6 protein-coding genes are annotated in these 13,281 nt (G+C 68.6%); all 6 read left to right on the forward strand.

The annotated features are described in order from the left end of the window. Positions 1 to 8 precede the first annotated feature (8 nt). The 6 genes from GV790_RS19550 (at position 9) to GV790_RS19575 (ending at position 13,268) form a co-directional block, all read left to right on the forward strand. Positions 9 to 2,267: a DUF6603 domain-containing protein gene (locus GV790_RS19550; RefSeq protein WP_163814775.1), complete on the forward strand. Its 2,259-nt coding sequence runs from the start codon at positions 9 to 11 to the stop codon at positions 2,265 to 2,267. After that, complete coding sequence (locus GV790_RS19555; RefSeq protein WP_163814776.1) at positions 2,267 to 4,648, forward strand: hypothetical protein; 2,382 nt, start codon at positions 2,267 to 2,269, stop codon at positions 4,646 to 4,648. Before GV790_RS19550 ends, GV790_RS19555 begins: the two co-directional genes overlap by 1 nt. Beyond that, positions 4,645 to 8,154 carry a hypothetical protein gene (locus GV790_RS19560; RefSeq protein ID WP_163814777.1) on the forward strand — a complete coding sequence of 1,170 codons (3,510 nt, stop codon included), beginning with the start codon at positions 4,645 to 4,647 and terminating at the stop codon, positions 8,152 to 8,154. Before GV790_RS19555 ends, GV790_RS19560 begins: the two co-directional genes overlap by 4 nt. A gap of 11 nt (positions 8,155 to 8,165) precedes the next feature. Beyond that, a complete protein-coding gene (locus GV790_RS19565; RefSeq protein WP_163814778.1) occupies positions 8,166 to 9,737 on the forward strand; it encodes a hypothetical protein in 1,572 nt (523 codons plus the stop codon). Continuing rightward, complete coding sequence (locus GV790_RS19570) at positions 9,730 to 12,117, forward strand: S8 family serine peptidase (protein ID WP_163814779.1); 2,388 nt, start codon at positions 9,730 to 9,732, stop codon at positions 12,115 to 12,117. The genes GV790_RS19565 and GV790_RS19570 overlap by 8 nt, the downstream gene beginning before the upstream one ends. A 623-nt stretch (positions 12,118 to 12,740) precedes the next feature. After that, on the forward strand, positions 12,741 to 13,268 hold the full coding sequence (locus tag GV790_RS19575; RefSeq protein WP_130915580.1) for a hypothetical protein: 528 nt from the start codon (positions 12,741 to 12,743) through the stop codon (positions 13,266 to 13,268). The last annotated feature ends 13 nt before the right edge of the window (positions 13,269 to 13,281 follow it).

Here is a 13,281-nt window from a genome sequence, read left to right on the forward strand (position 1 = left end):
AGCAGCGCATGGGGCCATTTTCGACGTACGCGGTACAGATTCGGACGGTTCTCGGCCAGGTCGCCGGTCCCCAGGCCGCGGCGGCCCTCGACCAGCTCGATACAGCGGCAGCCGGCGTCGATCTCGCGCTGGCTCCTGGCACATCCACGCAACAGTGGACACAGGCTGTGGCGGCGTGGCGGACGGCGCAATCAGGCCTGCTGCCCTACCTGCCGGAGTTCTTGATGGCCGGTCTGCCGAAGATCCCCGGCCTCGACCTGCTCGCCGACGCCGTGCGGTGGGACTCGCCGGACGGGATGAGCGGCACGTTACCTGTCGGACCGGTGACCCTCGGTGTCGCGACGTCGTCGAGCGTCGCGACGCCACCGGTCGCCGAACCGGCGGCGGTGATCGGCCCGCTGCGGCCGGAGAGTCTCTCCGCGCGGATAGCGCCGCCGTTCGGCGCGGCGGCTGCGGCCGGTGGCGGCGCGATAGTCAGGGCCGGTGCCGATTCCTTCGGCGGGCTCCTCCAACTCCCGCTCGGCCCACTACAGATCGACGCGTCAGCGATACTCCAACGTCTGCCCGATGGCACGATGTCGTTCTTCGCGGTCATGGGCGCGCAATTCACACCGCCGCTGCAGCTGTCGTTCGGGTTCTCACTCGACCGAGTCGGCGGCGTCCTCGGAGTGAACCGGACAGCGCATATCGACGCCCTGTCCGCCGCGGTCCGCACCGGCGCCGCGGGCGATCTGTTGTTCGCGGTGCGGCCCCCGGCCTCACCAGGTGCGCTCGCGGCAACGGCGAATTCGTTGTTTCCCGCCCGCCCCGGCTGCTTCCTGATCGGACCGGCGGCCAAGCTGTCCTGGTTGTCGTTCGGCGCCGAGGGAAGCCTACTCGGCGTCGATCTCGGCGTGATCATCGAGATACCCGCGGTCAAGGTCGTGCTGGTCGGCGTCGCACGGGCGAGCATTCCGCGGCTGACCCACCTGCTGAATCTGCGGCTGGACGTGCTGGGTGTGATCGATCCGGGGCAGCGGCTCGTCGCGGTCGACGCGAGCCTGGTCGACAGTCACGCCTTCGGTGTGCTCGACCTGTTCGGAGATGCGGCGATGCGCGTGTGCTGGGGAACGCGGCCCTACGCGGTGCTCAGCGTCGGGGGCTTCTATCCCGGGTTCGATCCGGAACCGGCGAAGCTGCCCGCGCTACGCCGGGTCGGCGTTGCGATGCAGCAACCGCTCGGGATCATCGAGCTGCGCGCCGAGGGCTATCTCGCCGTCACCACCAACACCGTCCAGTTGGGCGGCCGGTTCGATGTGCGGATCCGAGCCGGACTGGAAGCGCACGGATTTCTCCAGGTCGATGCTCTGGTCCAGTTTCGCCCATTCGCGTTCGCCGCCGCGTGCTCCGCGGGATTCGATGTTTCGGTGTCCGACTTCACCTTCGGCGGGGTCCGGCTCGACGGCGTGCTGAGCGGGCCTGCCCCACTGACGTTGCGCGGCAGCCTGACGATCGAAACGTTCCTGTTCGACTTCTCCTGGTCGGAGACGATCACCATCTCCGGTGGAACTCCGGACTCGGCACCCTCGGTGGGTTTCGACGACGTCGTGAAAGCGGAACTGTCGGACGCGCACAACCTCACCGCCGAGCACACGACCGACCCGGACGTCGTCCTCGAACCCCGACCGGGCACAGCCGGACGCGCACTGGTGCCCCCGACCGGCGCGCTGCGTTTCGAGCAGCGCCGCTTCCCCTTCGGCGTGCCGATCGATCGGGTCGATGGGCGGCCACTGGGCGGTACCCGGCGCGCCGACCCGACCTCGGCAGGCACGCCGGTGACATCGATGTTCGCCCCAGGAAGCTTCCTCAGTCTTTCGCAGTCCGAAGCCCTGACCAAGCCGGCGTTCGAGCCGCTGGTCAGCGGCGTAATCCTGGCTTTCTCCGCCAAACCCGGGTCGGCTCCCGACATCGTCCCCGACAACAGGTCGGTCCGCCAGATCGTGCTCTACCAGGGCCTCGAAGTGTCGAATCTCGCGTCGCTGACCCGGCTGCTGCTGGCCGACACGGTCGCGATCATCGCGGCAAGCCAGGCGCCGCCGGCCCTGGGCAGCGATACCGCACTGATCACCGCGCGTTCGGAACGCTGGGTGTCGGTCCCGGGTGACCCACCTACTCCGCGGGACAGCGCCACCGCCGCATACCGGTATTCGGCGTCGTGGGTCGGCGGGTATGCGGTGCCGGAGACCGACCTGATCGATCCCGTCGACCTGACCGGCGTCGGTGTGTGATGGCCGAATTCCGATCGTGGGATCAGACCGAACTTCGTTCGCATGCCGACATCGAAGGCGGTGCCCGGCTGCGTGGTAAGGCCACGGTTTCCGCCAAGGTCGACATCACCGATCAGAACGTCACCGGCGACACCGAATTCGAGGTGCTCGGGCCGGGCGATGTGCGTGAACTGTGCCGTGCGGCGATCACCCGGCGTTATCCGGCGCCCGGCGCCACCGACGCCGAAGAGACGAAGGTCGCGCTGGTCGAACTCCGCTCGCCGGATCTGCCGTGGCGGTACACGCCGCTCGCGCCGCACGGCACGCTGCGGCCGTGGCTCGTCCTCGTCGTCGGCGTGCCGACCGACGTCGCCCCGACCAGCGACGGCCGCCGGGTGCAGCTCAGCGTCGCCGCGCAAGGCGCCCACCCACTCGCCTCGTCCTGGCGGTGGGCCCACGTGCACGAGGTGGCAGGTCGACCGATCGGGCGCATCCTCAACCCGATCGATCTCCGATCCGGCCAGGTATACAACGCCTGCCTCGTCCCCGCCTTCCGCGTCGACCGCGACGGGACACTGCGCGATGCCTGGGCAGGCACGCAACCGGTGACCGTCCCGTGCTTCGATCAGTGGACCTTCCGCACCGGTGCCGAAGGAGACTTCCCCGATATCGCCAAACGGCTGCACCGGGCGGATCTCGAAGCGCTCGCCGAGCGGGCGGGCAAGCCACTGGGCCAAGCGGAGATCCGGTATCGGCGACGCGGAACCGGCACACCCGAGCAGACCATGCTGGCCACGTTCGGCGCATTGAAGCGGCCCGATGCACCCGCCGCAGGCGTGGTGCCGAGCTGGGCCGCAGCCGAGGTGCGGGCGCTGACCGATCGCGTCGTCAGTCCCGACGGACGACCGGTGATCACTGCTCCGCGCTATCCGGCGCCCTTCACTTCGAGCACAACCGGCGGCTGGGTCGACCAGCTCACCGCCGACCCGCGCCACCGCGGCGCAGCAGGCCTCGGCGCGTGGGCGGCCATCGAATGGCAGGAGAAGATCACCGCGGCGGCCGCGGTGCGCGCAGGCGAGCTGTCCATCGCCGCCGGGCGGCTGGCCGATCTCGCGCTGGGCGTCGGCGCCGCGAGATCGATGTGGCGCCGGCATGTTCCGAAGGACCCGGTGGCAGCGCTGGCGGTACTCGCCCCCGTGCTCGGCCGGCTGCCGACGACCACCATGAACCTCAGTGTGCTGCGGGCCGTTACCAGCGCCGCATCGCCGCTGCCGCGCGCGCTGTTCTCCTCCGCCGCACGACGTGTCCTGCGCCGAGGCCCGGCGCGCACGGCCCTGGCGAAGCCCGGCGCCTGCGACCCCGGCGCGGTGCTCGTCGTCGCCGGCGACTGCCGAAATCAGCCCCGCCCGCCGCCCCGGTTCGATGTGGAGGTGGTCGAGCATGCGCTTACCTCCGGCTCACTCGATGACACCACGATCGAACGGCTGCGCAGGATGCTGCGACCGGAGGACGGGTTCGGTGTCGAGCGACTTTCCGGGACGGACGAGCGGTTCCCCGTGCGTCCGTGCAGTTCCGTCGATATCCACCTGCTCGGGGTGAAGGTGGCCGACGCGGTAGATCCCACCCGTCCTCGTCCTCCCGCCGTCGAACGCGTACTCGCCACGCTCCCCGGAATCGACTCTTTCGGCCCGATCGAGATCGAACCCGAGCTCGACCTGCCGCTGTGGCAGTTCCTGTGCGAACGATCCCCCGACTGGATGTTGCCCGGCGCAGGGGATCTCGCAATGGACGAGGTGGTCGCACTGTCGACGAACCCCGAGTTCGTCAACGGTTTGCTCACCGGTGCCAATCACCAGACACAAGCCGAACTGCGCTGGCGCAACCTGCCGATCCGCACCGGGTGGTCGCCCTTGCGCAAGTTCTGGCAGCGGGCGGCGGGAACACTCGATATCCGGCCGATCAAGACCTGGCCCGCCGCTGACTCGCTCGGGGCGCCCAGCCAGCTGGTCAACTCTCCCGCGGCGGAAGCGGTTGTCCTGTTCCGCAGCACACTGTTTCGCCGCTATCCCGCAACGGCTGTCTATCTGTTCGCCACCCGCACGACCGGCGACAAATGGGCGCCACCCCTCGCCAACGATCCACTCACCGCCCGGGTCGAGCCGGTGTTCCGCGGCGCGATCACCGACGAGCTCGTGTTCTTCGGCTTCCCGATCGCACCCGAGGATCTCGCCGACTACTGGGTGGTGCTCGAGGAGCCGCCGTCGGGCTATCGCTTCTACCACTGCGCCGATGACGACGCCGAGCCCGTAGCCGACGACGACACCGCCGCCGAATTCGGCAAGCACACCTTTGCCCTGCCCGTGCGCATCCTCATCGGTCCGCTGCTCGAGGAGCACCCATGACCACCATCGAAGTCCTCGCGCCACTGCGCATCGAAACCCGTTTCCGGCCGCCGGACCCAGAGGACCCGGCATCCCCGTGGGTGTTGCGGCTACGGGTGTTCCCCGACGAGTTCTCGATGGCACATCCGCAGCCCGCCCCGACACCGGAGGAACTGGCGCTGGTCGCGGCACTGCAAGCCAGCGACCACACCGCCGACGACGCGTTCGCGGCACTCGCCGACACCGTCGGTGCGCCCCGCGCGACCTGGCTGTTGCGCGGGCCGAGCCCGGCAGCGCATCAGCACGGACCGAAGGACTGGCCTATCACGTCGGTACCGCTCGGGCTGCCGCCCGAACTCGAGGTGTGGATCGTGCCGGTAGGCGCTCCGCGCTACCTGGCGGCTACGTTGCATCCCGACCGCGAGGAGATCGGCAAGGACCTCGAACCGGGTGCGCTCGCCACTGTCGCCGATACCGGCGTGCTGCCGAAGACATGGTGGTTGTCGTTCGAGCGCGCGTGTGCCGTGGAACTCGGCTGCGACATCCCGCTCGGTACGGCGGTGCCCGATATCGACGCGCTCGTCGTCGTCGGCATCGGCGACACCGCGCCGGATGGCCTGCTCACCACGCACGCGACCTCCGGGCGCCTCGGGGTTCTCGCACCCGGCACCCCGACGAACACGGTCGAGGGCGAACCGACGACCGATCTCGGCACCGACCATGAGCTATGGCATCGGCTCGTCACCGCGGACCCGCTCGGGCAACCGTCGACGGTGGCGGTGTGGCACGCACTGACCGGCACCGATCCCACGGTTCCGCTGCCCGGCGCCGAGGCCGACCGCAACCCGCTCGAGCCCGGTTGGGCTATCGTCGACGCGCTGTGGCCGGCATTGTGGGCCAGGTCGTTTCGTGATGTGCTCGGTGCCGGCGCGATCGAACCCGACATCCGCGCGTGGGCACGCAAACGCCTGAAAGTCGAGGGCCCGTTTCCCGCCATCCGCGTCGGTGCGGTCCCCTATGGCCTGTTGCCCGCCACCGTGCTCGACGAGTGGATCCCCGACCCGGCCGACGCGCTCGCGGCGATCGACGCGCGACTGGCGGAATGTGCGCGGCGGTGGCGGGACCTCGCGGATGACGCCGCGTCCGCGGAACCACCGACCGTGCTCGGGGCCGACACCGCGGCGATGCTGCGGCGCTATGGTGAGCACGCACCCAGCCGGTACTGGCGGATTCGTCCGGTCCAGGCCGCGGGCGTTGCGTCGGTGACGGCGACGGCATACGGATATCAGCAACCGCAGGCCAGTACATGGCATCCCGAGATGATCGCCGCCCTCGGCTCGGCCGAGCACGAACCCATCGCCCCGTTCTGGTTTCCCTTCGACCTACCCGACGATCTCGCCGGACAGGACAATCCCGAGCTCCTGCGCCGGATCATCGATCCGGTCGAGGACGGGACCGACCATGACGGAGTCGTCTTTCCGCAGGGCCCCTACGGGCTGCTCGGTCACCTTCTTCGTGAGGCCGCGGTAGCAGCCCGACTCGTTGTCGGGCAGGCCTGTCGAACGGTGCACGAGACGTCGGGCCCGCTCGATCCCGATGCGCCGCTGCCGGTCTGGGTACCGCCAGGGGATCCCGATCTCGAAAACCTGCTGAATCGCGGCTCGAACCATCACGTCCTGGCCCTGCAGCAGCTCGATCCGGCCGATCCCCGCCACGACGCGGCGGTGACGGTCGCCGAGCGTTTCATCGAATGGCAGCGCGCGGCCCTCGATTTCGTCGACAACCAGTGGGCCCACGATCCGGACCGGAGTCTGCAGGCCCTGCGGGCAGCACTGGACACCGCCGCGTTCCGGGTCGATCCGTGGGTGACTGCGTTCGCCGCTCACCGAGTGCGGCGCATGACGATTGCCGGCGCGCCGTTCCGGCTCGGCGCCTACGGCTGGGTCGATAGTCCACGCCCCGCGGTGGGCGCGGCCGACGACCCTCCACCGGCGGGACCGACCGCGGCCGGGTTGCTGCACGCACCGTCGGCGACACAGGCTCTGACGGCCGCGCTGCTGCGCGATGCCGCCATCCGATACCCCGCCGAGGACCGCTGGCAGATCACCCTGGATTCGGCCAAGATTCGCGCCGCCCTGCGCATGGCCGAACGGGTGCGCCTCGGCACGCATCCGCAGGAGGCGTTCGGCCTCGAGGTCGAGCGGGTTGCCGGTGACTGGGACACAGTGCGGTTGCTGCGGAAGACATTTCCGCTCGTCGCCGAGAACCCGGAGCGGCGGGTGTGCGACGGGCAACGCGCCATCGACGCCATCGTGCACCAGGCCGAACCGGTATCCGCGCTGCTCGCGCCGCTCCGGAGTCGGCTCCGGCCGCTGGCCGATGTGCTCGATACCTACGCCGACCTGCTGGTCGCTGATGGCATTCACGCCATGGTGTCCGGACAAGCCGACGTCGCGCAGGCTGCGATGGAAGCGGCAGCGGGCCTCGGCGCGCCGCCGACGTTGCGGGCCGTGCGGACCCCGCGCGCGGCCACTCACGTCCAGGTCAGCGCATACGCCGTGGTCCCTGCCGCGACCGCGGACGACGCCGAGACCGACCCACGCCGGGTAGCCGACCCGGCATTCTTCGCGCTCATCGCGGCCGAGACGAGCGCGCAGACCGCGAGCGAGGCGGTCGAGACCCAGCGAATACTCACCGAACTGCTGCGCGGCGGCGACGGCGATCGCCTCGACGATGCCCTGCGGCCCGATCTGATCCGCCGCCGCGACGACCTGCTGGCCATGCTGAACGCGCTGCGGGTCGAGCTGGCGCTCCTCGACCCGGGCGAGTCGGACGCCGCCGCCGCCGAGACCGCCGCGCGCTGGCGTATCGATACCCTCGGCGAGGGATGGATCGATGCCGCGATCGACGACATCGATCGACGTGTCGAACAGTTCGGCGGCCCGGCGGGCACCGCGGCCGAACTACGCGACGACATTCGCGGCCTGTGTGCCGATCCCGGTCTGCCGGTCCTCGCGATCGCCCCGCGCACTGCGCTGCCGCCGCTGACACCGAACGACGATGTGAACGAGAAATGGCTGACGGTCGTCGCCGCGGTCCGGCCGCGGCTGGCGCCCCTCGACTCCTGGCAGTTGGATTCCGACCAGGCGTGGGACGCTGCGATTCACGCACCGAACGACGATGTCTGGCATCCGGATGGGCCTGTGGTGGTTGCCTTCGGCCCCGCGGTGACCGGCTCGGACGCGGCGGTCGCTATCGCCCCGCTGGACGCGTGGACCGACAGCGTGCCGAGTACGCGGCACAAGACCGCCGCCGCCTTCGGTTTCAATGGGCCGAAGTCGCGTGCACCCGAAGCGGTACTGCTCGCCGTGCCACCGGATCGCGCGGTGCGGCTGGACAATGCCGCGCTCGTGTCGGTCGTGCTCGACACCCGCAAGACGGTGCGCGCTCGGGTCGCCGCGCCGGTGTCGACACCGGCGCCATTGTTGAGTTCCGCGCCCGAGCGCGGATTCCAGTACGACTGGTAGGGGTGCCGGCGATGGCGTATCACTTCTGGCTCGAACCGGGGCGCGGTGACCTCGACGAAGGCGTGCGGGCCCGGGTCGCCGACCCGGTGTGGTTTCTCGCCCGGCAGTGGCAGCTCGGTGAGTTGCAGGGCGAGGACGCCTCCAGCCCCGTGCGCGTCGATGTCGTCGCCCGCCATACGCCGTTGTCCTATGACCGGGCGCGCCCGCTACTGGATCCCCGTGTCGTCCCGGCCGAGGCGTTGCTCGAAGCCGAACCGGGTGATTGGTGGACGATCGGTCGCCGGATCCGGATCGGACGGGCTGTGGAAGCCACCGTACGACAGAAGTTCCCCGGACAACCGGACAGCTATTTCGACCGATTCCGTTTCACCGGGCTACCCGCTCCCTACACCCGTTACGAGGGCGGATTCGACGGCGCCGCGGTGTTCACCTCCGGAGTGCTCGCCGGTGACCCGGTGTGGCGGACCCACGATGTCCCCTCCCCCGCTCCCGACCGCTGGTCGTCGCGCACGCTGTCCTACAGCGCCCGGTTCGCCAGTGGAGGTACCGGGTTGGTCGCCCGCGACCACGACGGCGGTGATGTCGACTGGTTCACCGTGGATGCGGCGAAGACACGGTCACCGGTGGTGACCACAGCACCTGCCGTGGGACCGCGCCAGGTGATACCGAACCGGCTCAGCTACCCCGGTGCCCCGCATCCGCGCTGGTGGCAGATCGAGGACCATGCCGTCGACATCGGCGGCTTCGCCCCGGACCGTTCGCACTTGGGCACGATGCTGCTCTATGACGTGGCGATCGCACATTCCGACGACTGGTTCTGGTTCCCGGTGCCCGAACCGCGTACCGGAGCCACCGAGCATCCCTCGGCGGGTGTGGTCGTCAACCTCGAATCCGCTGTCGTGCACGACAGTTTCGACGAGAAGTGGACGCTCACCGCGCCCGCGGCCACCGACTGGTCGCTGTTCCAGACCGCAGGACTTCCGGAAACCCACCTCGTCATCTGGCCGGTAGCCGTGGCACCGCAGGCCGGGCCCCTGCTCGACGATATCGCTCTCGGCGTCGACGAGGACGCCAATCTCGCGTGGGCTGTCGAGCTTCGGGCCGACGGCCTCGCATTACAGGAGAGCACCGCGACCGCGGAGGCCGCCGCCCAGACCACCCGCACCGGCACCCGTGACTTCACCTACTTGCCCTCGACGACGTTGCCGGCGCACTGGCACGCCTATGCGCGGGTCCGCATCGGCGATGCGAGCCCGGAACAGGGCGCCGGCGACGGCCGCTGCGGCCCGTGGCGGCAGGCCATCGTCGCCGACCTCACCGGCCCGGCCCCACGCCCGCGCCCGGGCCCACAATCGCGATTGATCGGCGGACCATCCGGTCCGGGCGCCGGACGAGGCCACACGATCGCCTCGAATGCCCTGCCCAGCAGCGGCGTTCGATTGCAGCGCCGCCCCATGCTCGCCCGCGACACCGAAGGCCGGCCGGTGCTGTGGATCGAACGACGCGCGGTCCCGCTGATCGGCCCACCCACCTCCCACCTGCGGTTCGACGTGCTCGCGGAGAAAGGGCAGCGCCATGGTTGATCGACGCATCGACGTGCAACTGGTGAGCGGGCTCGGCCTGCCGTACGCCACTGGCGTCGAAATCGAATTGACGGCCCCGGACAGCGGATTCGACATAGGTTTCGCCGCAGAGTGGGACGCCATCACCGCCGAGTTCGGTCCAATCACGCTCGAGCCGACCTTCGATACCGTCGGCGCGGCGGCCATCGGCGATATCAGCGATGCGATCCGCATGCTGGGCGAGGAACCACCTGATCTGTTCGAGTGGTTCTTCACCGAGATCGACGAAACACTCGCCGACGCATTGGTTTCGGCTTTGGCGGCACTGCCGTTCGTGGCTTGGGCCGGAGTGGCGCCCGACTTCTACCTGGCGAGCATGGTCTCCTGGGGAACCAATCCGCAGTCGACCCCGGCCCGCCTGCTGCGGCAGAAGCCCGAAGGTGTCGACGCCATCTATGCGTGGCAGGTACCGGGCGGGCGCGGCGAGGGAGTTCACATCGCCGATGTCGAATACAGCTGGGATCTCGCCCATGAGGACTTGGCCGGTGCCAGGATCGTCCGGCCGCATCCTGATCAGGACACCGACACCGGCCATGGAACGGCGGTCGCGGGAATCGTGCTCGCACCCGACAATGGCAAGGGATCGGTCGGTGTCGTGCCAATGGCGAGGATGACCGCGATGGCCATACGGGGCGGCGAAGCCGCGGCGATCGTCGAAGCCGCGACCGCCGTCGGGCCCGGCGGGATCGTGCTGGTCGAGATCTGCCAGCCGTTCTATGCCGGTTCCGAGAACCCGGACATCCCGATCGAGGTGTGGCCGCCGGTGAAAGCCGCGATTCACCGGGAAACACTGTTCGGGATCACCGTTGTCGAGCCCGCGGGCAACGGGCACGTCGATCTCGACGCCTTTCCGTTCCTCGCCCACCTCCAACCGGCATCGCCGTCCTACGTCGACTCGGGCGCGATCGTCGTCGGCGCGGCAGCAATCACTTCGCAAGACCCCGTATGGCGCCGAACCTTCACAACATACGGTCTGCGAGTCGACTGCTTTGCGCAAGGAGAGAGTGTGATCGCGCCGTCGCCGGCCGCAAACCAGCCTTACGACCCCGGGTTCGGAGGGACATCCGCGGCCAGCGCCATCATCTGCGGAGTCGTCGCCAGTATTCAGGGAATGGCGCTGGCGGCGACAGGAACGTTTCTGCACCCCCGAGACATCCGGCGGCTCGTGCGCAACTGGGATCTTGGCGTCCACACCGACCCGCCGCTGGACGGGCTCTCGACCATGCCGATCCTCAGCGAGATCGCAAAACATCAGGGGTGGCGCCCCGCGCTGCCCCCGGCTCTCGTCGCGACCACCGCGGGATCGATCGCGCTGAGCTACCTCGACACGGACCTGCATCTCGTCCGCCGCGAATGGAGCTACCAACGCGGCTGGACCACCCCGTTGAAGACCGGCACCAGCGACGACACCTACGTAATGCACGCGGTACAACCGGCGATGACGACCGGTCCGGGACCGCACGGCCTGACTCTCATCACCGACGCCGTCTACACCGGCCCGAACGGGCTCGGCTACTTCTGGTGGGCGACCGACGGGTCGTTCGGATCCGCGCAGATTCGACGGGCGCCGGCCGGCACGCTCGCCGGCGGGCGCGACCTGGCAACCGTTCGGCCCCGACCCCACACCCTGGTCGCCATCGGCATCAACCCGGCAGGACATCTGGTCGCGCTCAACGGCGATATCGACGCGAAGCTGACAGCGGCAGGCCAGTTCGAGCCGTCAGTGGTGATCGACTCGGTCCGCCGCTACCTCGTGCCGTCCAACCCGGTGGCGGTGAGCGTCGCCCCCGACACCATCGACGCCATCATCATCGAAGACATCGGCGTGCTCGTCTGGTATCGCGGCAAACTCGGTGCGCCGTGGAAGAATCCGCTGTTCGGCCCGGTCGCTCCGCTGATGGTGCCGACCGCGAAGCCCGCCATCGCCGCCACCGCGCAACGCATCGACGTCATCGCGGTCGGTGAGGAGGGCTGGCTGTACTCGTTCCCGATCGACCGCGTCAACCCGGAGATCGGCGATGCTCAGGCCGTCGACCCGTCGGTGCTGGTGAGCAGCTTCGCCACGACCGCCCTCGTCCGGACAGGCCCGCGCCTGGTCGCCCTCGCCGTCGACATCGAAGGGCAATTGCGTGCCGCCCACAAAGACGACGGCGGCACCTGGTCCGCCATGACCGTCGTCGCCGGCGCAATGCTGAGCCCCTTCGGCGGCGTGAGCGCCGTAGCCGTATCCACCGGAATCGTCGCCGTAGCGATGACCTCCGAAGGTCAGCCGTGCTGGACGACGTCCCAGAAAGGCACGGACTGGACCACGCTCATGCCGGTCGAGATCGACATCCTCTGACAGCGGATCGAGACTTACTGGATTGCTCGACGGCCAAGAACGAGAACGGCCTCTGACCATTCAGAGTGAACTGCTGGTCAGAGGCCTTTTTCTGCTCCCCCATCTGGACTCGAACCAGAAACCTGCCGAGGATCTGGCCGCACGACAACTGGGCACAACCGTCAGCCACGATCGACTACTCGAAATGGGCTCCGACCTCGTGTTATCGAGAAACGCGGCGCAACTCTCCGCAACTAATCGGGGCGCTGTACGACCCGACGACGAACAACTTTGTTGAGAGTTTCCTGCGAGTGGTTCGGGTTCGGATCCGGGTGCATTGCCGCATGCGTCGCACCTCTGAGACGTTCCGATTGGCCGCATGGCGGCGCGCCGCCACGACCCTGGCCCTCAACGATCAGGCTCCTCACCTTCCAAGTCGACGAACCATCGTACACGGTGGGGCCTTTGAGGTCTCGCAAAGACGACACGCCCGGGATGCACAACACGCCGACAACTTCGCCCCTCAGCAACCTACCGGCAATCTAAGTCTCGACAGTGGATTCGAAGCCATGTTGGATATACCCACGCGTTCAGGAGGGCGGGCGCAGAGTCTCCCGTGCGGCACATAAGCGAAGGAGGTAACTATGGACATCACCTGTCCGACGTGCAGGCGGGTTGATTTCGTCCAGAGCGTGCCCGCTCTTTGTTCACAAGGCGTATCAACCGACTATTCCACCGCTATATACAGCGGGACGGGTTTAGCCGCGAGCGGGCTGGTCCCCGTGATCGGAACTGCCACGGTTGAACGCACGCAAACCTCGGCGTTGGCCGCCAGCCTGGCCCGCGAGCCAGAGACTCGTCCGACTGGTCGGCTATTTCTCATCGCATCAGTGTTGCTGCTTATGGCACTGCTTATGGTGGTGCCAGCCGTCGACGCCTACAGGACCTACCAGCCCACCGAGCCCGGTGCGGCGCACTCCGTCAGTACCCTGGTTGGCGCTGCACTGGTGCCCGGCATCTGGGCTATCCCTGCTTCACTACTTGCCGGTGCCGCAGTGCGGCGAAGCCTGCACAACTGGCGAGTCCTGCGGGTGCGGCCGCGCGCCAATGAAATCTGGCGAGCGGGTTTCTACTGCCACCGATTCCTTATTAACTCCGTGTGTTGCAGCTGATCATGTTGCAGTA

Origin of the sequence: Nocardia cyriacigeorgica, assembly GCF_010858045.1 — a bacterium.
In the GTDB taxonomy this organism is placed as follows: domain Bacteria; phylum Actinomycetota; class Actinomycetes; order Mycobacteriales; family Mycobacteriaceae; genus Nocardia; species Nocardia cyriacigeorgica_E.